Origin of the sequence: Paenibacillus sanguinis 2301083 = DSM 16941, from assembly GCF_000374825.1 — a bacterium.
Classification (GTDB): domain Bacteria; phylum Bacillota; class Bacilli; order Paenibacillales; family Paenibacillaceae; genus Fontibacillus; species Fontibacillus sanguinis.
Map to the genome: position 1 here is coordinate 273,355 of NZ_KB895380.1, position 24,322 is coordinate 297,676.

General features: G+C 50.4%; 18 protein-coding genes and 1 tRNA gene. 4 read left to right on the forward strand and 15 right to left on the reverse strand.

Going from position 1 to position 24,322, the window contains the following annotated elements; translation table 11 throughout:
* Positions 1-131: 131 nt before the first annotated feature.
* Positions 132-2,894 carry a ribonuclease R gene (gene rnr / locus C557_RS0110540; RefSeq protein ID WP_040676783.1) on the reverse strand — a complete coding sequence of 921 codons (2,763 nt, stop codon included), beginning with the start codon at positions 2,892-2,894 and terminating at the stop codon, positions 132-134.
* 364 nt (positions 2,895-3,258) lie between these two features.
* Positions 3,259-3,492 (reverse strand): preprotein translocase subunit SecG, encoded by a 234-nt coding sequence (gene secG / locus C557_RS0110545; RefSeq protein ID WP_018751835.1) that lies wholly within the window; start codon positions 3,490-3,492, stop codon positions 3,259-3,261.
* A 365-nt stretch (positions 3,493-3,857) separates the two neighbouring features.
* On the opposite strand from secG, the gene C557_RS0110550 reads away from it, so the two are divergent.
* Positions 3,858-5,864: a methyl-accepting chemotaxis protein gene (locus tag C557_RS0110550; RefSeq protein ID WP_018751836.1), complete on the forward strand. Its 2,007-nt coding sequence runs from the start codon at positions 3,858-3,860 to the stop codon at positions 5,862-5,864.
* 126 nt (positions 5,865-5,990) lie between these two features.
* Here the strand turns inward: C557_RS0110550 and eno are convergent, their stop codons facing one another.
* From eno to C557_RS0110580, 6 genes are all read right to left on the reverse strand, one after another.
* Positions 5,991-7,283 carry a phosphopyruvate hydratase gene (gene eno, locus C557_RS0110555; RefSeq protein ID WP_018751837.1) on the reverse strand — a complete coding sequence of 431 codons (1,293 nt, stop codon included), beginning with the start codon at positions 7,281-7,283 and terminating at the stop codon, positions 5,991-5,993.
* A gap of 104 nt (positions 7,284-7,387) precedes the next feature.
* On the reverse strand, positions 7,388-8,935 hold the full coding sequence (gene gpmI, locus C557_RS0110560; RefSeq protein WP_018751838.1) for a 2,3-bisphosphoglycerate-independent phosphoglycerate mutase: 1,548 nt from the start codon (positions 8,933-8,935) through the stop codon (positions 7,388-7,390).
* Entirely contained in the window at positions 8,936-9,688 is a 753-nt protein-coding gene (tpiA, locus tag C557_RS0110565; RefSeq protein WP_026263411.1) for a triose-phosphate isomerase, read from the reverse strand.
* A gap of 58 nt (positions 9,689-9,746) precedes the next feature.
* Entirely contained in the window at positions 9,747-10,928 is a 1,182-nt protein-coding gene (locus C557_RS0110570; RefSeq protein ID WP_018751840.1) for a phosphoglycerate kinase, read from the reverse strand.
* Positions 10,929-11,181: 253 nt separating this feature from the next.
* Positions 11,182-12,192 carry a type I glyceraldehyde-3-phosphate dehydrogenase gene (gene gap, locus C557_RS0110575; protein ID WP_018751841.1) on the reverse strand — a complete coding sequence of 337 codons (1,011 nt, stop codon included), beginning with the start codon at positions 12,190-12,192 and terminating at the stop codon, positions 11,182-11,184.
* Between the two features lie 105 nt (positions 12,193-12,297).
* The gene (locus C557_RS0110580) at positions 12,298-13,329 is read right to left on the reverse strand and encodes a sugar-binding transcriptional regulator (protein ID WP_018751842.1); all 1,032 of its coding nucleotides are present in this window, start codon (positions 13,327-13,329) and stop codon (positions 12,298-12,300) included.
* Positions 13,330-13,648: 319 nt separating this feature from the next.
* Between C557_RS0110580 and C557_RS0110585 the strand changes: the two genes are divergently transcribed.
* From C557_RS0110585 to ade, 3 genes are all read left to right on the forward strand, one after another.
* Positions 13,649-13,723: transfer RNA gene (locus tag C557_RS0110585), tRNA-Arg, on the forward strand.
* Between the two features lie 293 nt (positions 13,724-14,016).
* Positions 14,017-14,616, forward strand: coding sequence for an ATP-dependent Clp endopeptidase proteolytic subunit ClpP (gene clpP / locus C557_RS0110590; protein ID WP_018751843.1), 600 nt, complete (start codon positions 14,017-14,019; stop codon positions 14,614-14,616).
* 119 nt (positions 14,617-14,735) lie between these two features.
* Positions 14,736-16,538, forward strand: coding sequence for an adenine deaminase (gene ade / locus C557_RS0110595; RefSeq protein WP_018751844.1), 1,803 nt, complete (start codon positions 14,736-14,738; stop codon positions 16,536-16,538).
* A 90-nt stretch (positions 16,539-16,628) separates the two neighbouring features.
* Here the strand turns inward: ade and C557_RS0110600 are convergent, their stop codons facing one another.
* The 7 genes from C557_RS0110600 to C557_RS0110630 all read right to left on the reverse strand — a co-directional run bounded on the left by C557_RS0110600 (position 16,629) and on the right by C557_RS0110630 (position 24,077).
* Entirely contained in the window at positions 16,629-17,636 is a 1,008-nt protein-coding gene (locus C557_RS0110600) for a LacI family DNA-binding transcriptional regulator (RefSeq protein ID WP_018751845.1), read from the reverse strand.
* Positions 17,637-17,657: 21 nt separating this feature from the next.
* Complete coding sequence (uxaC, locus tag C557_RS0110605) at positions 17,658-19,067, reverse strand: glucuronate isomerase (protein WP_018751846.1); 1,410 nt, start codon at positions 19,065-19,067, stop codon at positions 17,658-17,660.
* A 300-nt stretch (positions 19,068-19,367) separates the two neighbouring features.
* A complete protein-coding gene (locus tag C557_RS0110610; RefSeq protein ID WP_018751847.1) occupies positions 19,368-20,159 on the reverse strand; it encodes a DUF3298 and DUF4163 domain-containing protein in 792 nt (263 codons plus the stop codon).
* Positions 20,160-20,319: 160 nt separating this feature from the next.
* Positions 20,320-21,366, reverse strand: coding sequence for an ABC transporter substrate-binding protein (locus tag C557_RS0110615; RefSeq protein WP_018751848.1), 1,047 nt, complete (start codon positions 21,364-21,366; stop codon positions 20,320-20,322).
* An 85-nt stretch (positions 21,367-21,451) separates the two neighbouring features.
* Positions 21,452-22,258, reverse strand: a complete 807-nt coding sequence (locus tag C557_RS0110620; RefSeq protein ID WP_018751849.1) for an ABC transporter permease — start codon at positions 22,256-22,258, stop codon at positions 21,452-21,454.
* Positions 22,255-23,106 carry an ABC transporter permease gene (locus tag C557_RS0110625; RefSeq protein ID WP_018751850.1) on the reverse strand — a complete coding sequence of 284 codons (852 nt, stop codon included), beginning with the start codon at positions 23,104-23,106 and terminating at the stop codon, positions 22,255-22,257. The genes C557_RS0110620 and C557_RS0110625 overlap by 4 nt, the downstream gene beginning before the upstream one ends.
* Positions 23,103-24,077 carry an ABC transporter ATP-binding protein gene (locus tag C557_RS0110630; RefSeq protein WP_018751851.1) on the reverse strand — a complete coding sequence of 325 codons (975 nt, stop codon included), beginning with the start codon at positions 24,075-24,077 and terminating at the stop codon, positions 23,103-23,105. Before C557_RS0110630 ends, C557_RS0110625 begins: the two co-directional genes overlap by 4 nt.
* Positions 24,078-24,322 lie beyond the last annotated feature (245 nt).

Consider the following 24,322-nt stretch of genomic DNA (forward strand, 5'->3'; position numbering starts at 1 on the left):
TCCCGGCACTTGCTGTTTTTTTCTTTCACTATAGCTGGCCCTCCCTACTAGCTTGGGAAAACCGCTTAGAGCGGCGCCTTCGCCAAAGGGTGTTATCCTAAAGCGAGGAATGAACCCGGCAACTTTCAGCTTTACTTTTTCTTCTTGCGGACGAAGGCTGCGGTGGCATTCCCGCCGCCCGCCTTGCTCTTGCCTTTGCCCTTGCCGCTCCGCTTGCGTCCCGGGGCGAACTCCCCGGCCACCTCCTCACGAGCGCCGCCGACCAGGCTCCCGCTTGCGGACGGCTTCTTCCGCCGCGAGCCGCGTTCCTCGCCGCTGCGATACCCACCCCCGCCATCGCGGGCCACGGCCACCGTCCCGGAGGCATAACCTCCCTTGCCGGAGCCGAAGCCAAAGCTTGCTGCTGCGGGAGAATCCCCTACAGCCTCGCGGGCGCGTGCAATAGCGCCTTCCGGACCGGTAAGCGCAATGCCCCCGCTACCGCGTTTGCTGCGCTTACCGCTTCCCCGCGCTGGCTCGTGGCCCGGTTCAGCCAAGCCGCCGCCGGCAAAGCCACGGCTTAGCTCGGCCTCACGACGGCCTGCCTTGCCTTTGCTGCCGCTTTTTGCGCCGCCTTTGCTCTTGCCGCCTGTTTTGGCGGCCTTCCCGGCAGCCTTGCCTGCCGCCGCCGGCTTGCCTTTCCCGGCGCGCTCCTTGCCGCGCTTGCCGCCGCCCTTGCCCGGCTTGCCGTCCCGGCCGCCGCCGAACCCCTCGCGGGCGGCAAAGCCGTCCCCGCGACGGCGCGGCTTCATATCGACCATCTCAAAGTCGATGGTGTGGTCGTCCATATTCACGCGGGCCACGCGAATCTTCACCTCATCGCCGATCCGATAGATCTTCGACGTCCGCTCCCCGATCAACGCCATATGCTGCTCGTGGAAGTGATAATAATCATCCGTCATCGCACTAAGCCGAATCAGCCCCTCGACGGTATTTTCCAGCTCGATGAACATCCCGAAGCTCGTCACACTGCTGATCATGCCCGGGAATTCCTCCCCGACCTTATCCAGCATATACTCCGCCTTTTTCAACTGCTCCGTATCCCGTTCCGCTTCCACCGCGATACGCTCCCGCTCCGACGATTGCTGAGCAATGTCCTGCATCCGGCTGGCCAAATACTCCTGCCGCGCTTCGCTTAGCGCGCCTCCGCCTTCGATCACCTCACGAATGACGCGGTGAATCACCAGATCGGGGTAACGGCGAATCGGAGAGGTGAAGTGGGAGTAGAATTCGGCAGCCAGTCCAAAGTGGCCCGTGCTCTCCGCATCATATTTGGCCTGCTTCATGGAACGCAACATCATCGTGCTGATGACCGTCTGCTCCTTCGTGCCCTGAATATTCTCCAGCAGTGTCTGCAATGCCCGTGGATGTACACGGTCACCCTTACTGCCCTTGACGGTATAGCCAAAGTTGGCCACAAACGCCATGAAGTTCATCAACTTCTCCTGATCCGGGTCCTCATGGATCCGGTAAATAAACGGAACCTTCAGCCAATGAAAATGCTCAGCCACCGTTTCGTTGGCTGCCAGCATGAACTCTTCAATAATCTGCTCGGCAATAGATCGTTCGCGTTTGATAATATCAACTGGCTTGCCATCCTCGTCAACGATAACCTTCGATTCCTCGAAATCGAAATCAACCGCCCCACGCCGCATGCGGTTGGCTCGCAGCCGCATAGCCAGCTCTTGCATCAGCTTGAAGGTATCCACCAGATCGGCATAACGCTCTGTGACCTCAGGGTCTTCCTCCTGCAATATTTTGCGAACATTGGTATAAGTCATGCGTTCTTTGGTCCGAATAACACTCGTATAAATGTCGTGGTTAACCACCTTCATCTGTTCGTTGAACTCCATCTCGCAGGACAGCGCAAATCGGTCCACCTTCGGATTCAGCGAACAAATCCCGTTGGACAAACGATGCGGAAGCATCGGAATAACCCGGTCCACCAGGTATACGCTGCATCCCCGTTGATAAGCTTCCTGATCCAGCGCTGAATTCTCCCGCACATAGTATCCGACGTCAGCAATATGTACCCCGAGCCGGATATTGCCACTTGGCAGCCGTTCTACATGAACCGCATCATCCAGATCCTTGGCATCCTCACCATCAATGGTGACAATCACCTTGTCCCGCAGATCACGACGACGCTGACGAATAATTTCTTCTTCGGCGATGGTCTCAGGTGTAGCCTGAGCCTCAGCCATGACTTCATCGGGGAAAGTCTCCGGCAATTGATGCTTGCGAATAATCGATAAAATATCAACGCCCGGATCATCCTTATGCCCCAGAATTTCGATAACTTGTCCAACGGCTGCAGACCGTCCCTCGGGATACTCCACAATCTTGACTACAACCTTCTCACCATCAACCGCACCGCCGAACCCTTCCAGCGGGACGAAAATATCCTTGTTGATCCTTTTATCATCGGCTATAACAAAACCATAGGTCTCATTATGCTGGAATACACCAACCACCTGTGTCACAGCGCGATTAACGATGCGAACAACCTCACCCTCCAGCTTGCCTCCGCCCGCACTTTTCGAGCTGACGCGTACCAGCACGGTGTCTCCGTTCATCGCACTCTTCAAGTCATTGGCGTGAACATACACATCGGGATGTTCCTTATCCTCAGGAATAAGAAAAGCAAAACCCTTGGCATGTACTTGCAATCGTCCGCGCACCAAATCCATCCGTTCCGGCACACCATACCGATGCGTACGGGTTAAAATAATCTCACCCGCCTGCTCCAAACGATTCAGCATTTTCAGAAAGCTTTTAAATTCCCCGGCATCGTGGATACCGAAATGCTCCTCCAGCTCTTGATACGTCATTGGCTTGTAGGCAGTCTCCCGCATAAAGTCCAGCAAATCCGTGTCTGTAATTGAATTCAAATAATTTCACCTCAAGCCCGGCCCCTCATCGTTCACCGGTAATGTATTTAGTCAATTCGTTTCTATATTATTCCTCTAGTTGTATATACCCCTAGTATACACGAATTTAACGCGGTACATCCGTGTTTGCCATGCCCCGACTCTGCACAAATTTACCACATTGCTCCAAAGCCTATGAACTAATCTAGGGGTTTGGAGGGTAACATCACTATGACGCACCACTGCAATTGTTCAGCATATTGGCTGCCAGTTCACCAAACTTGCAGCTGCATCAATCAAAAAAAGCCTGCCTTCCCCAAAGGAAAAGCAGGCTTTGCCTGAATTCGATCTACTCCAATACAACAGCAACCACGATTGATAAAACGAAGAAGCCGACGGCCAAGCCGATCGTTACACGCTCCAGCACCAGTTCCAAACCACGGGCTTTGGTCTTACCGAAGAGATGTTCAGCCCCCCCGGAGATGGCACCCGCCAGACCTGCGCTCTTCCCCTTCTGCAACAATACAGCAACGGTCAAGCCGATCGAGAAAATAACGAGCAATACCTTCAAGAAAATATCCATTCAATCCACCTCCTAAGGAAGAATCATTTCATCTATGCTTTATACTTCGAGTTTATCATTCATTTAAAAACAGCATTATTATTGTACCATGACACCCGTAAATTAACAACTGTTCTCCATTAATATTGCATCAAAACTTCCCGCTTCAAGCCAATACTCCTAATTACCTGTTCACTCCAGATCAGCCAGCAGTTTAATTACACTACAATTCATTCAGCGTCAACGAGGTTTCTCATTCCAAGGCCCAGTAATTCCCAACTTAAGTGCCAAAATTCTACATATTGTGCCAATTTGGCCCTTTTATTCATGGTAATATTTTCTTAACTCATATTTTATACACAAGTCAGTCATTGGAGGTTAATAATATGTCTAGCAAAAGTAAGCTTACAAGTAAGTCGATGTCCTTTCAGACCAAGCTACTGTTGATTGTTCTGGCGACATCTCTGATCCCTCTGCTAGCCGCCAGTATCTTCTTAATCAACTACTTCGGCGGTGTCACGAAGGAAGACAGCAACGAATTGGCCCAGACAACACTGCGTATGAACATCGATAAGATCGATGAATGGGTATTGTCCAAATCCTCTGCGGTGGAACAGTTAATTGAGCAAAACCCGAAATTTCAATCCGGCAAAGCCGAGGATATATTTCCGCTGCTCAGTATATTGGAGCAAAGCGACAGCCAGTCGGAGGGTTACAGCCTCATCGACAAGAACGGGCAGCTGTTGAATATGCTTGGCATGACGTCCGATATATCAAAAAGCGACTATTTTCTTAAAGCTAAAGAGAGCCGCAAACCAGCCATCGGCGAGATGAATTATCTTAAGGCGCTTGATAAATATATAATACCGGCCATTGTGCCCGTCAATAACCAATCGGGCGAATTCATGGGCGGTGTTGCTTTTTCCATCACCCCGGATGTATTGACTGCGCAGAGCAACAAGATCAGCATAGCCGAAACCGGTTACGGCTATGTGATCTCCGATACCGGAGTCTACTACAGCTACCCGGATGCTGAACGGTTTGGCAAGAAGATGGAGGACTACGCCACCACTCCAGATCTGCAGAAGGCAGTAACCACCATTCTGGGCAACGAAAGCGGGTCCATGACATACCAAGACGAGACGGGTCAGGAAGTGATTGCCTACTACGGCACGATCCCCAGTACGCATTGGAAAATGGTCATCACAGTACCGACCAGCGAAATTTTTGCAAAAGTCACTAAAGCTCGAAACTTGTCTATCGTACTCGTCATAGCCACCATGCTGATTGTTTCAGCTGTTGCTGTACTGCTGGCCAGACTGGTCGTCAAGCCCATCAAGGCCATTTCCCAAGTCATGACCAAGGTGGCTGCCGGCCACCTCAGTGAACGAGTCTCGGTGAAATCGCGGGATGAAATTGGGCAAATGAGTGAAAATATCAATTTGATGATCGACTCGTTATCCGGGATGGTTCGGCAAATTAATCATACCATCAGTCAAGTTGATGTCGCTTCCCATGAGCTGCTGAACAATACGCAGAAATCTTCCCACGCAACTGCGGAGATCACCTCGGCAATTCAAGAAGTCGCCAGCGGCACCCAAACTCAGCTTCAAGGTGCACAGCAATCCGCACAAGCTACCGAAGAGATGGCGGTTGGGGTACAACGGATTGCCGAAGCTTCCGGCAGTGTATCGGAACGGGCAGAAGCTGTGTCTGGAGAAGTGGAGCACGGTTACCTGGAGGTCCAATCGGCGATTGAACAAATGGGACAAATCCAGTCTACCGCCAACCAGGCAGCGGCCGACATTGAGAAATTGGCGGCTCACTCCAATCAAATCGGCGATATCGTCCATGTGATATCCGATATTTCCAATCAGACAGCGCTATTGTCCCTCAACGCCTCGATTGAGGCTGCACGTGCAGGCGAACAAGGACGAGGATTTGCCGTTGTGGCTGGAGAAGTGAAGAAGCTGGCGGAGCAGACCAACGAGTCCATCTCCCATATCGTTGAATTGATTCAGTTCATTCAGGGCTCCACCGCTCAGGCTGCGGATTCAATCAAGAACAGCATTGGTGAAATCGATACCGGGATTGAACGTATGGAGAAGGTAGGTACTTCCTTCAGTCAAATCCGTGGTTCCATACACCATGTCTCTTCCGAGATTCAAGACGTCTCGGCAACAACACAAGAGATATCCGCCGGTACTGAGGAGATTGCTGCTTCGGTGGGAGACATGCTGACGATTGCCCAGGATTCCGCACAAAGCGCCCAATCCGTGGCTGCTTCCTCCACAGAGCAGTCAGCCATTATAACAAGCATTGAAGCATCTGCGCAATCCTTGCATCATTTAATGAATGAGCTGAAGGAACAAATCAAAGTTTTTAAAGCTTAAAATCTTTAGAAAACAGAAACAACATACTATGACCTGTGAAAATATGACTGAAACAAAAATAAACCCCTGCGGTCCGCAGGGGTTTATTTTATGTTTCATACTGTAGATGGGTTGATTCTTGAAATCTTAACGATGCTCTTTCAGGTTGTAGAAAGATTTCAAGCCGTTGTATTGAGCCAGGTCAGTCAATTGGTCTTCAATGCGAAGCAATTGGTTGTATTTGGCGATACGGTCTGTACGGGAAGGAGCACCTGTCTTGATTTGACCTGCATTGGTTGCAACAGCGATGTCAGCAATCGTGCTGTCTTCGGATTCACCGGAACGGTGAGAGATAACAGCCGTATAACCTGCACGTTTTGCCATTTCGATAGCATCAAAGGTTTCAGTCAAAGTACCGATTTGGTTTACTTTGATCAGGATAGAGTTACCGATACCTTCTTTGATCCCTTTGTAGAGACGCTCGGTGTTGGTTACGAACAAGTCGTCACCCACGAGTTGGATTTTGTGACCCAATTTATCAGTAAGAAGCTTCCAACCATCCCAGTCGTCTTCAGCACAACCATCTTCAATCGTGATGATTGGATATTTTTCTACCCAAGAAGCTAACAGGTCAACAAATTCTGCAGAGGTGAAGGATTTGCCTTCGCCTTCAAGATGGTATTTGCCATCTTTGTAGAATTCTGTGGAGGCTACGTCCATGCCCAGGAACACATCTTTACCTGGAGTGTAGCCTGCTTTAGTGATGGCTTCCATGATCGAGGACAATGCGTCTTCGTTGGAAGTAAAGTTAGGAGCAAAGCCGCCTTCGTCGCCAACAGCCGTGTTCAGGCCTTTTGCCTTCAGAACAGATTTCAGGTTATGGAAGATTTCTGCGCCAGTACGGAGAGCTTCCTTGAAGTTAGGAGCGCCTACAGGCAGAATCATGAATTCTTGTACGTCTACGTTGTTGTCGGCATGCGCGCCACCGTTCACGATGTTCATCATCGGAACTGGAAGTTGCTTGGCGTTGAAGCCGCCCAGGTACTCGTAAAGCGGCAGGTCCAAAGCGTCAGCTGCAGCGCGGGCAACAGCCATGGATACAGCCAGGATTGCGTTCGCACCCAATTTGCCTTTGTTAGGTGTGCCGTCCAAAGCGATCATCAATTTGTCGATGCCGAGTTGATCCAGAGCGTCCATACCGATTACTTCTGGAGAGATCAGCTCATTTACGTTTTTAACAGCTTGCAGTACACCTTTGCCCAGGTAACGGGACTTGTCATCATCACGAAGCTCTACCGCTTCGTGAGCGCCTGTGGAAGCGCCGGAAGGAACGATAGCGCGGCCCATTGCGCCGGACTCAAGATATACTTCAACCTCGACAGTAGGGTTGCCGCGGGAGTCCAGGACTTCGCGAGCGTAGACATCAGAAATAATTGTCATAAGAAAATAGTCTCCTTTTAAGTGGTTATTCAAAAAGCCGTCTGTTGATCATGAAGCAGTTTCGACTTTTTGAACCCTTATTTTTGGTTTGGGATTATGCTTTACTAAGCCTTGCGGCTGGCAATCATGGAAGTACCGGTCATTTCAGCGGGTTGCGGCAGACCCATCAGGTCAAGCAGCGTCGGAGCTACGTCGGCCAGAATCCCCTTCTCGCGCAGCACAACATTTTCGTCAGTAACGATGAATGGAACCGGGTTCGTGGTATGTGCCGTAAATGGACGGCCTTGCTCATCCGTTTCCATGTCAGCATTACCATGGTCGGCAATAATGACAGCTACGCCGCCCTTAGCTTTAATAGCATCAACAACCTTGCCTACACATTCGTCGGTAACTTCAACCGCCTTGATCGTTGGCTCCATCATTCCGGAATGGCCTACCATGTCAGGGTTGGCAAAGTTCAGGATAATCGCATCATGCTTATCCGCTTCAATCTCCTTCACGCAAGCCGCAGCTACTTCGTAAGCACTCATTTCAGGTTGCAGGTCATAGGTAGCTACCTTCGGAGAATTGATTAATAGGCGAGTTTCGCCCGGAAGCTCAACGTCGCGTCCACCGCTGAAGAAGAATGTTACGTGCGGGTATTTTTCCGTCTCCGCAATACGCAGTTGCTTCTTGCCTTGTTGAACCAGCACTTCGCCAAATGTGTTGTCCAAATTTTTCGGCTTATAGGCTACATAACCTTCCACCGTTTCTGCGAACAACGTCAAGCATACGAAATGCAAATCGGTTGGGAACTTCGGACCACGATCGAAGCCTTGGAAGTCTTTGTTCGTGAACACGTTGGACAATTGAATCGCACGGTCCGGACGGAAGTTCAGGAACACCACAGAATCTCCCGATTCTACCAAGGCGATCGGTTGATCATGTCCGTCAACAATGACAGTCGGCATGACGAACTCGTCAAATACCGATTTCTCATAGGATTCAGTGACTGCCGTAATCGGATCGGTATATTTAGGACCTTCGCCATAAACCATCGCACGGTACGATTTCTCTACGCGATCCCACCGTTTGTCACGGTCCATCGCATAGTAACGGCCTTGCACCGTAGCGATTTGGCCTACGCCAACCTCGTTGATCTTTGCAACCAGTCGTTCCAGGAAGCCCTTCGCGCTATCTGGAGCCACATCGCGACCGTCCAGGAAAGCATGGATGTAAACTTCATGCATTTCTTCCTTCTTGGCCAGGTCCAACATAGCAAACAAATGGTCGATATGGCTATGAACGCCACCGTCGGACAGCAAGCCGTACAGATGCAGCTTCTTGCCCTTCGTTTTCGCACTGCGAACCGCTGCTACCAGCGTTTCGTTATTGAAGAATTCGCCTTCGCGAATCGACTTGGAAATCCGGGTCAGGTCCTGGTACACAATCCGGCCGGCACCGATGTTCAAGTGTCCAACCTCGGAGTTGCCCATTTGACCTTCCGGCAAGCCAACCGCTTCACCGCTGGCTGTTAGTGTTGTGTTTGGATATTGCTTCAAGTAACGATCATAGTTCGGCTTGTTCGCTTGGGCTACTGCATTGCCCTCTACTTGCTCGCGAAGTCCAAAGCCGTCCATGATGATCAATGCTACCGGTTTGGGTGCTGTCATTTACTTCGCCCCCTCAACAAGCTCGGCATATGATGCCGGCTGCAAGCTGGCTCCGCCCACGAGCGCGCCATCAATATCGCTTTGCCCCATATACTCCTTAACGTTCTCCGGCTTCACGCTGCCGCCGTATTGGATACGGATTTTCGCAGCAACGTCGCTTCCATACAGTCCTTCAACCAGACTGCGGATATAGGAAATAACTTCATTCGCATCTTGCGAAGTAGAAGATTTACCTGTACCGATCGCCCAGATTGGCTCGTAAGCGATAACGACTTGTGCCGCTTGCTCTGCTGTCAAACCTTTTAGCGCCGCTTCCGTTTGCACCTTCACGACATCTTTGGTTTGGCCAGCTTCACGTTCTTCCAATTTCTCGCCAACGCAAGGGATTGGAGTCAAGCCATGCTTAAATGCAGCATGAATTTTCTTGTTAACGATCTCGTCGGTTTCGCCAAAGTATGCACGACGTTCGGAGTGTCCGATAATCACATAATCCACGCCCAGCTCTTTCAGCATTCTACCGCTGATTTCGCCTGTAAACGCGCCTTCGTCTTCAAAATGCATGTTTTGTGCACCGATCTTGATCGACGTGCCTTTTGCCGCTTCCACCAAAGCGGGTAGGTTTGTAAACGGAGCACAGATGACGCTTTCCACGCCTGCTACTTCCGCTTTACCTTTAACCGCTTCAAAGAAAGCCTTAGCTTCGGAAACCGTTTTGAACATTTTCCAGTTTCCTGCAATGATAGGTGTTCTCACAGAGCCCACTCCTTTAATTCGTGAAATCCCGTTTTTTTGAACGTTTAAACCTTTGTTCTTACTTGTCGTTCAGGGCAACCACGCCTGGAAGCGCCTTGCCTTCCATAAATTCAAGAGAAGCGCCGCCGCCAGTGGAAATATGGTCCATTTCCGCTGCCAGGTTGAATTTCTCTGCCGCTGCTGCGGAGTCGCCGCCGCCAATGATCGTGTAGCCTTCCGTAGCCGCGCAAGCTTTAGCTACTTCCTTCGTTCCGTTAGCAAAGATGTCGATCTCAAAAACGCCCATCGGTCCGTTCCAAACTACCAGCTTGGAGTTCTTGATGATGTCTGCATACATAGCGCTTGTCTTAGGTCCGATATCCACGCCTTCCCAATCGGCAGGAATACTGTCGATATCAACGGCCTTGTGATTAGCTGTTGCGCTGAAGTCGTCTGCTACTACGCAGTCTACAGGCAGCACAAAGTTCTTGCCGAGCTTCTTGGCTTTTTCGATGAAGCCCAGCGCAGCATCCAGCTTCGAATCGTCCAGCAAGGATTTACCGATCTCATGGCCTTGGGCCTTGAAGAAGGTATAAGCCAGACCGCCGCCAATCAATACGTTGTCCGCAATGTTGAGCAGATTGTCGATGACATCGATCTTATCTTTTACTTTCGATCCACCAATGATGGCTGTGAAAGGACGATCCGGGTTCGACAAGGCCTTGCCAAGAACGGACAATTCCTTCTCCATCAGAAGACCGGATACAGCTGGCAAGTGATGAGCAATCCCTTCTGTCGAAGCATGAGCACGGTGAGCCGCACCAAATGCGTCATTGACGAACAGGTCAGCCAATTCAGCAAATTGCTTCGCGAGTTCAGGGTCATTTTTCTCTTCACCTGGATAGAAACGAACGTTCTCAAGCACGAGGACGTCGCCGTTATTCAAGGCGCTTACTTTCGCCTTTGCTTCTTCCCCGATAGCTTCATCAGCCTTGGCTACCGGCTTGCCTAGCAACTCGGACAGACGCGCAGACGCTTGGGTCAAACGCATGTCTTCATTAACTTGGCCTTTGGGACGACCCAAATGACTTGCGAGAATAATCTTTGCACCGTTCTCGATCAAATATTTGATCGTAGGCAGTGTTTCACGGATCCGGGTATCGTCAGTGATCTTGCCGTCTTGCATCGGTACATTGAAATCTACACGAACAAACACGCGTTTGCCGGTTACTTCCACATCACGTACACTTTTCTTGTTCATATCCACGTTCCTCCTAAGGGTATGCGCGGCGGTTTCCAGAACTTGCGGAAAAATGCGCATATACGGCTTGGTTCTAGATTTCTCTCCTAAGCGTCTTGCGAAAAGCTATCTCTATTTATAAAAACGGGGTGTGTGTGAATGCCGTGTTTCTTGCATGAACCAAAGAGGAGTCCTTCTAGGCAGGTCACTCCTCTTTGGATTGTTTATATTAGAGAAGGTTCACAAATCCGGCTTCTCATTTAACGTTGCTATATTACTTAACTTTTTTTGCGAAGTATTCCAGGGAACGAACCAATTGAGCAGTGTAGGACATTTCGTTGTCGTACCATGCTACCGTCTTAACGAGTTGTTTGTCGCCAACGGTCATTACTTTCGTTTGAGTCGCATCGAACAGGGAACCGTAAGTGATGCCTACGATGTCGGAGGATACGATTTCGTCTTCCGTGTAACCGAAAGTTTCTGGATCGGAAGCGGCTTTCATTGCTGCGTTTACTTCTTCAACTGTAACTTGTTTTTCCAAAACAGTCACAAGCTCAGTCAAGGAACCTGTTGGTACAGGCACACGTTGAGCAGCACCGTCGAGTTTACCCTTCAGCTCAGGGATAACCAGGCCGATAGCTTTAGCTGCGCCAGTTGTGTTAGGGATGATGTTTGCTGCTGCTGCACGAGCACGACGGAAATCGCCTTTGGCATGTGGAGCATCCAGCGTGTTTTGGTCGCCAGTGTAAGCGTGAATTGTAGTCATCAAGCCTTCAACGATGCCGAAGCTGTCGTTCAGCGTTTTGGCCATAGGAGCCAGGCAGTTCGTTGTGCAAGATGCGCCGGAGATAACCGTTTCGGAACCATCAAGGATTTCATGGTTAACGTTGTAAACAACGGTCTTCATGTCGCCAGTAGCTGGAGCGGAGATAACGACTTTCTTCGCGCCACCTTTCAAGTGAAGCTCAGCTTTTTCTTTCGTTGTGAAGAAGCCTGTGCATTCCAACACGATGTCAACGCCGAGATCGCCCCAAGGCAATTCTTCAGGGTTGCGGTTAGCCAGAACTTTAACTTCTTTACCGTTAACTTTGAAGAAGCCGTCATGTACTTCAACTTCACCGTCAAAGCGGCCTTGAGTCGTATCATATTTCAACAAATGAGCCAACATCTTTGCATCTGTCAGGTCATTGATCGCTACTACTTCAATACCTTCCACGTTTTGAATGCGGCGGAAAGCCAAACGTCCAATACGTCCAAACCCGTTAATCCCTACTTTTACACTCATTGAATAGTTCCTCCCAGTGTTCGTTTTTTTTATTATTCAAGACAGGCCGAAAAGCCCGCCATGAGTAAACGGTAGTTAATTTAAAGCTTCCTCTTGAACGGAAAATTATTTTAGTCTGCTGACAATTTCCTCTGCAGCCGCCTCATCGGTCACCAGAATATCCTCATGTCCAAAGCGCAGCACTGCATGAATTGCTCTTGCCTTCTTTTTGCCGCCGGCAATACCGATTACCGTCTCCGTCTTCCGAATATCCTCCAGACGAAGGCCGAGGGTCAGCATCTTATGCACCACGACACCATCTTGATTAAAATAGTAGCCAAACGATTCAGCCAAAGCACCCTCATTACGAATTTCTTCAACCACGGCCTGCTCCAGCTTGCGCCTTCGAGCCATCTCCATGGCGTCACCGATGCCGTGCACCACAATTCGCGCCTGGCGAATCATGTTGACAATGTCCTGAATGTTCGGATCATGCACCAGCGATTCATAGGCTTCCTTGCCCAGCAAATCGGGGACATGCAGCAGACGGTAGCCTGCTCCCACCCGCTTCGCCATACCGGAAGCAATGGTATTCGCCTGAATTTCCAGGCTTTCGCCAAGTCCACCGCGAGCCGGCACGAACCAGCTCTGCTTCATGGTCACACCTTGGGACGGATTCAGTTGATCCGCAACCTCGGCCAGCGTAGTACCGCCAGTGACCGCCACCACATCATTTCCGCACATCGCTCCAAGCAATGCCTTGGCGCCTGCTCGGCCCAGCTCCCGCTTGACCAGCGGCGAAGTTTCGCAGTCTCCGGGTACGATCACGACCTTGCGCAGACCATAATGCTGACGAATCTTCTCTTCCAAATTGGAAAGGCCAAACAGCTCATTCACAATCGGCTCGAGGTCCTCCAGCAGTTTCCGACCTGCGTCGCTGATTCTCATGCCAATATTCTCGATCTCAATCAGGCCTTGAGCCTTAAGGAGATCCGTTTCGGCACGCAACACACGCTCGGTCATGTCCAGTGAAGTTGCCAGCGTTCTACGGCCAATGACGTCGGATAACATGATCTGGTGAAGTATGGTGTACCTTTTCTTGAGAATGTCCATGAGATCAGGAAGAAGCTGCTTTTGAATATCTAATACATTTCGCATGCTTTCCACTCCTGCAAGCTTCGTCTTCTCTCTCCATCTCCTGGTCTTAAAATGTCCCGGGTTAACTTTTTAAGTCCCACCAATATTCTAACCAATTTTTAGCTCTGTTGCAAGCATGACTGTCCGTATAATTGGCATAATTCAAGGCTCTTATACCTTCCTATTTGAAGAAGCACCGAAACGGCGCTGTTTTGAACGGATTTTGTCGAAGGCAAATCCATAAAATTCCTGCAGTGGTAGGGACGGGCGGGATCTAATACGAGCTTTTGCTTGCAATTCTCTTCTACATAACATATAATCATTTTTGTTCGCTAAATTTGCGCCCGTGGTCCAATGGATATGACGTAGGCCTCCGGAGCCTGAGATCGAGGTTCGATTCCTCGCGGGCGCGCCATTTAAATTTTAACACAGCACAATGATGATTAACCAAAACAAGCCTCGGAGACCCCGCAGTGCTTTTTTTATTTCTTTGAGTTTGACTTTCTTTGACTTTCTCAAGCAAATTAGTGTATGATGAGGTTAATCTTTTTCGTTTCCGTCTATTCTGATATAGATGGATGGCGAGATTTGAATTATACATCCCACAAGAGAGGTTACCTGTGGCCCCCGCTGGACCTTCCCGAAGCGGAAGCGTTCCTCCGGACCAAGCCCCTAAGTAACCGCTCCAAATTCAAGGAGGTTTTATTGGTGAGTTATATTCCTATGGTCGTTGAACAAAGCAACCGCGGGGAGCGCGCATATGACATTTATTCCAGACTGCTCAAGGATCGGATCATCTTTCTGGGCTCCCAAGTGAATGATGTCGTCGCCAACTCCATCATCGCACAGATGTTGTTTCTGGATGCGGAAGACCCCACGAAGGACATCTCTCTTTACATTAATAGCCCGGGCGGTTCCATTACAGCGGGCATGGCTATTTATGATACAATGCAATTTATCAAGTCCGATGTATCCACGATTTGTGTAGGCATGGCCGCTTCGATGGGCGCCTTCCTGCTGAATGCCGGTGCTCCAGGCAAACGTTATGCCTTGCCAAACAGCGAGATTATGATCCATCAACCCCTTGGTGGAGCAGAAGGTCAAGCTACAGATATTGAAATTCGTGCCCGTCGCATTCTCAAAATGCGCGACAAGCTGAACCAAATTCTGGCAGAACGGACCGGCCAACCGCTGGAACGAATTGAGAAGGATACCGACCGCGACTACTTTATGAGTGCGGCTGAAGCGAAGGAATATGGCCTGGTTGACAAGGTCATCGAGAAAATAACTCCTGCGGCGAACGCTTAATTCACGCTGCTATAAGGCTGCCCGAACAGAAAGACTGTTCTCGGGGCAGCCTTTTCTTGCTAAAATGAACTAATAGATAAAGAGACAGATGCCAAACACAAAGGAGCAAACCGAAACATATGAACAAACAAACGGAGAGAAAGAAGCTACACGAGGTTAGCCAAGTGCTGGCAGATGTCGCCAAGGGACAGGTGAAGGCTGACTTGGTGGTCAAGAACGGGACTCTGGTGAACGTTTATACGGGAGAATTGCTGCCCCACACGGATATAGCCATTGCCGCCGGAAGAATTGCTTACGTGGGCAACGCCGCACATACGATTGGCGAGAAGACCAAGGTCATTGAGGCTGATGGCCGCTACATCTCTCCAGGATTGCTGGATGGTCATATGCACGTCGAGAGCACAATGCTATCGGTCACGGAATTTGCCAAGGCCGCCCTTGCCAAAGGAACGACCGCCATCTTTATGGACCCTCATGAGATTGCCAATGTTTTTGGCCGGGACGGCGTCCGCTGGATGCACGAGGAAGGACAAGGCTTGCCATTGAAGGTATACACCACCTTCCCCTCCTGCGTGCCGGCCACGGATCATCTGGAGGATGCAGGTGCTGCGCTTGGCGTCGAAGACATCGCTGACGGTATGACCTGGCCTGGTGTAGAGGGGCTTGGTGAAGTCATGAACTTCCCTGGTGTGGTCGATGGCGACCCCAAGATGCTAGGCGAGATCCGGGCCACTATGGAGGCCGGCAAGACGGTCACCGGGCATTTCCCCAGTGATGACGAAGCCCTGCTTCAAGCCTACATCGCTGCCGGTGTCACCTCCTGTCACGAGACCGTTACGCGGGAGCAGGGCCTGACCAAGCTCCGGCTTGGCATGCATCTGATGATCCGGGAAGGCTCTGCCTGGCAGGATGTCAAGGAAGTCATCAAGGTTGTGACCGAGGATCACGTCAATCCGGCCCAAATTCTCCTTGTAACCGACGACGTCTATCCACAAACGTTGATCGAGCAAGGCCATATTAATCACGTTGTCCGCCGTGCCATCGAGGAGGGCGTCGACCCGGTGACAGCCATTCAGATGAGTACGATCAACACGGCCCGCCACTTTAAGGTAGACGGGGATGTCGGCGGTCTCGCGCCCGGCAAGTTCGCAGACGTGCTGCTGATCGACGATCTGACCCGGATGGAGCCTTCCACAGTTATTACGGATGGTGAGGTCATATTTGATAGCGGAAGTCTTTGCTTCGACTTCCCTGTCTACCAATATCCGCCGGAGGCTCGCCAGTCTGTTCATCTGACGCGTACGTTAACCGTTGAGGATTTCCTTTATCGTAGCAACGGCAGTGGTAAAAATGAAACTACCATTCACGTCATCGATGTCATTGAGAACAGCGCTCGTACGCAAAAGAGTACGGCTACCATAAAGGTGGACAGCCAGGGTATGCTGCGTCCTGCTCCTGATCAGGACATTGCCACACTCGCCTGCATCGACCGCCATCGCGGCTCCGATGATCTGTCGCTGGCATTCGCCCGGGGGTTCGGCCTGAAGCGTGGTGCCGTGGCCTCCACGGTTGCTCATGACAGCCACAATCTGCTGGTCATGGGGACCAGCGCCGAGGATATGGCCTTCGCTGCAAATGAACTAGCCAAGCTGGGCGGCGGCATGATCGCTGTCCTGGATGGCCAGGTGCTCGCCGCCGTTCCCATGGTTATTGCCGGGCTGATGTCGGACCAGCCGCTAGAGAAGGTCGTAGCTCAGGTGAAACAACTGGAGGAAGCCTGGAGAACACTTGGATGCCAGCTGAACGCACCGTTCATGACCTTCTCGCTGATTGCTCTGCCCGTCATTCCGGAGCTGCGCATCACCAACCGTGGCTTGGCTGACGTGAATACCTTCCAGCTCATACCTGTCGAGCTCCAGTAGAGCACTCTTCTAAAAAAATAGTTCAAACAACAAACTCCAATCCCGGGAATACTTTCCTTTCCGCAGGATTGGAGTTTGTTTTGAGTCTCTTCACACCAGGGATCTTGCCGATTCCCGACAGATGAATTGAGTATCCATGAGCACCCGCTCACCGGTGCCTGTCCCTTGCTCAATCCACTCCAGCACTTTGCGTGCCCCCATGAGAGCTAACTGCTCAATCGGCCGTTTCACGGTCGTGAGCGGAGGCGTAGTGTAGGAGGCGAAGCCGATATCGTCGAAGCCCACGACGGAAATATCCTCCGGGATACTCACCCCTGCTTCGGCTGCTGCCTTCATCGCACCGATGGCCATATCATCATTGCCGCAAAATACAGCAGAGGGACGTTCCGGCAAGGAGAGCAGCCGCCGCATGGCCTGATATCCACTCTCCACGTCATAACGACCTTCCACAATGTACTCTTCACTTGTCGAAAGACCTGCCGCACCCATCGCCCGCTGATAACCCTCATTCCGCTCCGCTGTCGATTTATATCCCGAGATTCCCTTGATCAGTGCGATTCGGGTATGCCCGCCCGCAATGAGATAACGGGTTAGCTGCTCGGCCCCATCCCGATCATTTGAGGCCAGATTTACAATCCCGGAATCTTGCTTGCCCATGTCACGGTTCAGCACGACCAGGGGAATTCCCTGCTCACGTACATGCTGGATGAATGCATCATCGCGTTCGCTCTGGCTCATCAGCAAAATGCCATCAAAGGCGCGCCGGTGAATCGGAGTATAGTGCTCATAATCATCAATACCACGAAGAACTAAATTATACTGGACACCGATGCCTTGGTTCACACCGCGAAGTACCTCGGCCAGAAAGCTGGAGGATGTTCCCCGGGCCATGCTTGTAAAGAATAGACCAATCGTATGCGAACGCTGCAGAACCAGACTCTTCGCATTCACATTCGGAACGTAATTCAACTGCTCGGCAATTTCCTTAATTTTGCGCCTGGTCTCCTCCTTGATAAGCGGGCTGTTGTTGAGCGCCCGGGAGACCGTCATATGTGAGACATTCGCCAGCTTGGCGATGTCCTTGATCGTTGCAGACATCAAAAGCGCCCTTTCTACCTTCTATTCAGGAAATGCAAAATAGCGTTCGGCGTTACCATAACATATATCCGTAACGATCTGGCCGAGCAGCTCGTAATCCTCAGGCGCTTCTCCCCGATCCACCCAATCACCCAATACATCGCATAGGATACGCCGGAAATATTCGTGGCGCGGATAAGACAGGAAGCTCCGGGAATCGGTCAGCATGCCGACAAATTGAGACAACACACCCAGATTAGCCAGAGTCTTCATTTGCTCGATCATGCCTTCCTTCGTGTCGTTAAACCACCAGGCCGTGCCTAGCTGGATTTTACCCGGAACACCACCGCCCTGGAAGCTCCCCATGATGCTCGCCAGAACGGCATAATCGTTAGCATTCAGTGAGTACAAAATCGTCTTGGGCAGTGTCCCGGCCTTCTGAATGCCGTCCAGCAGCCCGGCCAGCGCATCAGCTACCTGACCATCGTTAATGGCATCATAGCCGGTATCGGGTCCAAGCTGCTTGAACATCGCCGTATTCACATTCCTCAGGGCATGGATATGCAGTTGCATCGCCCAGCCGCGTACCGCGTACGCCTGGCCCAGGAAACGCATCGTATACGATTTGTATTTTTTCTCCTCCAGCGGGGTTACCTTGCCTTTGCTCAACACCTTGGCGAAGATAGCATCCGCTTCCCTCCGGGTCGTCTCCCGATACTCAATCGTATCCAGCGCATGATCCGACACCCGACCTCCCGCCTCGTGAAAGAAGTCGATTCTGGCTTCAAGCGCCGCAAGCAAGTCCCCATAGCTTTTGATCTCCTTGCCGGTCGCGGCTTCCAGCTTACCTAGCCATGGCTTGAAGGTTGCCCGGTTGATCTCCAGAAATTTATCGGGACGGAAGCTAGGCAGCACCTTGGCCGTAAACCCCTCCAGCTCCTTGATTTTGAAATGATATTCCAACGAATCCGCGGGGTCATCCGTCGTGCAAACCACCGTTACCTTTGACTTCATAATCAGGTCTCTGGCTCCAAAGCCTTCCCCTTGCAGCTTGGCATTGGCTTTCTCCCAAATTGCCGGAGCAGTCTGCTCATTCAACAGTTCCCGAATGTCGAAGAAGCGCTGCAGCTCCAAGTGCGTCCAATGATACAGCGGGTTGCCAATCAGCTTCGGCATGACCGAAGCCCAGGCCAGAAATTTGTCATAATCCTCGGCAGCCCCGGTAATCAACGACTCGTCCACACCACATGCCCGCATCACCCGCCATTTGTAATGATCTCCCCCCAGCCAGGCTTCCGTCAGATTGCGAAAGGTCTTGTTCTCATAGATTTCCTGCGGACTCAAGTGACAGTGGTAGTCAATGATCGGCAGCTCCTTGGCATACTGGTGATAGAGCACCTCAGCCGACTCACTCTTCAGCAGAAAATTTTTACCCAAAAATTTCTTCGCCATTTCCCTGCTCCCTTCAATCTAATCTCAGATTTTAACTCAATCATTTCATGTTCACGTTAACATTATGATAGCTGATATTTATTGTAAACGTTTTACCGCAAAAAGCAAGGAGGTTTGTCGCCTTCTCCCCATAAGAAAAACATCTATCGATGTACTATCTTTGATGCCAGACCACGTTAAGCGGCAGTTTTGCTTGCGATTATAGAATTGTTCAGCTCCGCTGAAAGCTTATAAATTCTATAATCTTAAAAAAAGCTGCTCACACGACTGGATGCCATGCAAGCAGCTTTACTACATCTTTTAGCGTGTCTTGAAATTAAATGGATCGGCCCCTGGTGGCAGCAGCTTGGAGAACGGGAAATAATACTCGGGGAACCCATAGACGTAAGGCAGATAATCATACAGCTGGAAAAAAATTGTGACCCCCTGATCCTTGACATAATACGAAGGATTAGGTCCCACTGTTTTGAAATTGCCAAAGTAGCCTTCCGTTTGCTGAAGCTGCTTGGCAATCTCCGGATCAACGATGCTGCGATAATTAGGATTTGCCCGCAGCAGCTCATCCAGCGTAAGCAGCTTGCCATCGCTAAGACGGAAGGTTAAGCCCTCGCGGTAAGTCATACCATGGGCGCCGCCTGTGTACGAATAGGTGTCCTGATACAAGCTGAGCACCCCGTTGGCGTTATAGGTCACCTTGTAGGTGCCTACATATTCATAAGGATTCCCGCTTGGCGTGCTGGGCTGGCTCGCTTTGGCTTCCTTGAGCGAGCTGGCCACGAATGTCTCAGCTTTTTCCTTCAGCAAACGGTTGATTTTCTTCTGCACCGACTTGTTCTTCAACCCGCTGATCTGCGGATAATCAACTTTAATCGACGCCTCGGGAATTTTCTTCTCCATCGTATGATTAGTAATGGTGACATTGGCTTGCTTAGGTGCAGCTGTCGGAAGGACTCCTCCCATATTCACACCCGTATGCAGGTTCACCGCCATCCCGGAGTCTATTGCCATTGCCGCAGCAGACACTACACTTGAACTGGATAACAGCAGCACTGCAGTTATAAACAACGTCATCCATTTAACAGTTAGCTTCATCTGTAATCGCCACCCTTTTGCTTTTGAATACTTTAATTATGACCCTGCTGGAAGATTTTCATGTACACAGCCAGAATACAAAAAAGCGCCGTAATTCTCCACTAATCATGGGGAACCACGACGCTACCTATTCCATTTGCTCTGTCTTCCCCGAAACGCTCTATTCCCGGCCGCTCTTCAGCTCTGTCCAAAGACGGTCATAAAGTTGCAGCTTATCGCCCACATCCCCAAGCCATTCGGTACGGGAAAGTTCCTCTTCAGACAAGTTAATCATTTTGTCGTTTAAATATTCTTCACTATGGAACTCGGCTGCCTTCGTATTCGGGTCGCTGTAGCCAATCGATTCATAGTTCTTGGCACTGATCTCCGGCGTCATCATGAAATTGATAAATTTTTCAGCCAGCTCTTTATTCTTCGCATCCTTCGGAATGGCATAGTTATCCGACCAGATGGTCCCGCCTTCCTTTGGCACGACATAAGCTACATCCGGATTATCCTGAGCAATGAAGGAGGCATCGCCAGACCATACGGTAGCAATCCAGCCTTCCTCCTGAATCATCTTCTGCTTGATGTTATCTGTATCAAAGGCTAGCACGCTAGGCAGCAGGCTCTTTAAGTCAGCTACAGCCGCATTAATCTGGCCTTCGTCCGTAGAACTGTTGGAGTGACCGTTCTTCTTGAGCGCCATTCCGATGACTTCCCGGTTATCGTCCAATAAGATGACTTTGCCCTTATATGCAGGATTCCAGAGGTCTTCCCAGCTATCAATCTCGTCTTTAACATATTTGGTGTTGTAAGCAATTCCCGTGACCCCTGACATATAGACGATGGAGTATTTGTTCCCCGGATCATAGGACGGGTTCTTGTACGCTTCCGCCAACCCCTCAAAGTTCGGGATATTATTCATATCCAGCGGCGCCAGCAGGTCCTGTTTAATCATGGTAGCTACCATGTAATCCGACGGTTGAATCAAATCATAGCCGCCGCCACCTGCCTTGATCTTGGCCAGCAAATCCTCGTTGTTGGCGAACACGTCATAGTTGATCTTTACGTCAAACTCTTGCTCGAACTGCTCCAGCACTTCCTCGTCAAAGTTATCGGCCCAGCTATAAATGTTGAGTGTTTCTTTGGACGATCCGCACCCGGACAACAGTCCTGTTACCATCATTCCCGCCAGCACCAGGCCAGCCCATTTCATTTTTTTCAATTCTCGATCTCCCTTCTTGTCTTTACAATATCTTGCTTATTATGCATGCTCTTTAGTTCATCTGATAGCCTTTCACTACAAGAACTCAGAATGGCAGCATAGACTTTTTCTTCTGGCCTTTGCCACGATTCAACATAAATTGCGCCAGAAAAATCAAAGTCACCGTCACCACGATCAAAATCGTACACAGCGCGTTAATTTCCGGGGAAATACCCCGTTTGACCTGCCCGTAAATATATATGGGCAACGTCGTCGAATTCGGTCCACTGACAAAAAAGCTGACCATAAAATCATCCAGCGACAAAGTGAACGCTATTAGTGCGCCGGATATAATACCAGGCGAAATTTGCGGCAGAGTCACATAGCGGAAGGTTTGCCACGCGCTGGCACCCAAATCCTGAGCCGCTTCCTCCAGTTGTCCCCCCATCCCCGACAATCGAGTCGTTACGACAACATAAACATAAGACAAGCTAAAGGTAATATGGGCGATGATAATAGTTATCTTGCCCAGCGGCATGTTGATTTGATTAAACAAGACCAGCAAGCTTAACCCCATTATAATGTCCGGTATGATAATCGGCAGATACAATAATCCGCCCATTCCCGTCTTCAAGCGTCTCCCCAGCTTACGCATAGCCAGCGCAGCCAACGTACCCAATATTGTCGAAACGATAGTCGAGACGGCAGCCACAATCAAGCTATTGGTAAGTGCCTCCATAACATGCCGGTTCTGAAATAACGAGATGTACCATTCAAACGTAAAGCCGCTCCAATCCGCAGCCAGTCTGGAGCTGTTAAACGAATACGCCACAATGAATCCAATGGGTACATAAATGAAGATCATTACTAGCAAGGAGTGTATGCCCAGGATTGAATGATCTTTTGTCCTCATGAGCGCACCTCCCGCGACGATTGATATCGTGAGGTCATCGCCCGATTAAAGAGCAGGATCATAATCAGCGACGTAATCACGAAAATGACCGACAACGCCGAGCCAAACGGCCAATTGCGAGCACCCAGGAACTGGCTTTGAATAATGTTGCTGATCATCGCTGCTTTCGCGCCCCCAAGAATGTCCGTAACCACGAACATCCCTGTTGTCGAGACATAGACTAGCACCGATCCGGTCATAATACCCGATTTGGTCTGCGGCAGCGTGATATGCCAGAACGATTTCCATCGGGTCGCCCCAAGGTCGGAAGCCGCCTCCAGGAGCTTCTTGTCCATTTGCTCCAAAGCGACATAAATCGGCAGCACCATGAACGGGATAAAGGTATACACCATCCCCAGCAGCACCGCTCCTTTGGTATACAGCATCTGCAGCGGCTCCTGAATCAAGCCAGCTCCCAGAAGAAGTTCATTCACGACGCCCTGTGTCCTCAGTAACAGCACCCACGCATAGGTCCGTATCAGGAAATTAATCCAGAATGGCACTGTAATGAGGACAAGGCCCCAGGTTTGCATTCTCGGGCCGGCGTTAGCAATATAGTACGCTAATGGATAGCTTAGCAGTAGACACAATACCGTTGTAAGCACCGACAACACAATCGTATCCCAATAAATACCCAGATACAGTGGATCAAAAAACAGCTTGTATGATTCCAGATTAAAGCCGGGCACTACATTGCCGAGGTCGTCCCGGCCCATAAAGGAGATGCCGACAACAATCAGCATGGGAACGACCAGAAAGAGGCACAGCCACAAGAGGACCGGCAGCATATTCAAGCTTGATCTTCTCATGAGCCGATAACCACCTCATCTTCCGACTTCCAATTCACCCCAACCGCTTCTCCAACTTGCCAGGATCGCTCATCTTCACCGCCAAGCACGACCGATACACGCATCGGCTCATTATCAAGCTGAACGACCAGCTTATGGACACCGCCCAGGTACAGCACATCCAGCACCTCGCCACTGCGCTTGGCTCCACTGATCGCGTCACCACTAATCGCCTGTAGCTTCTCCGGCCGAACGGCAAATAACTCGCCATCTCGTGAGAATACATTGTTCTCTCCCACAAAGGTCGCGGAGAATAGTGTCGCTGGCTGGGCATAGATTTCCTTCGGAGTACCGATCTGCTCCACTCGGCCGCTATTCATAACGACAATGCGATCTGACATCATCATCGCTTCCTCTTGGTCATGTGTCACATAAACAAAAGTGATGCCCAGGCTTCGCTGCAACTGCTTCAGCTCCGCTTGCAGGCTCTTGCGAAGCTGCAAATCCAGCGCGCCAAGCGGCTCGTCCAACAGAAGGACCCTCGGCTTATTGGCAATGGCCCGCGCGATAGCGACCCGTTGCTGTTGTCCACCGGATAATTGATGCGGGTAACGTTTGGTCAGCGCGGTCAATTGCGTCATTTCAACCGCTTCCTGCACGCGCTCCCGCTGCTGCTGTGCCGGCATTTTTTTCATTTTCAGCCCGAAGGCGACATTTTCTTCCACCGTCATATGCGGAAACAAAGCATAATGTTGAAACACAAGGTTCAAATCCCGGCGATTCGGTGGCAGATTCGTCAGGTCTTGCCCATCCAGCAGGATTTTCCCTCCGGTGGGCTGTTCAAACCCGGCGATCATACGCAGAATCGTCGTTTTGCCGCAGCCGCTTGGGCCCAGCAAGGTAAGGAATTCACCTTCCTTAATGGTGAGCGATAGCGGATGCAAGGCGACCTGTCCGGCAAAGCGTTTCTCTACAGCGGCCAGTTCAATCATCTTGGCATCAACTCCTGAATTTAGTACTTACTTCACTTAAGAAAAAAAAGCCATATCCATTGGTATGGCTTTAACCTGTTAAACAATTGATTTTTTCGCATATTCACTATACCTTGTTTTCCCGAGGGTTACAATAGTTTATTCACTGATACAATCTTAACTTTTTCAAGATTAAATCAGTGAAGATAACCACCTTTTATGTAAAATAATTTACACATATGTATCTGACCTCAAAAAATAAAAAG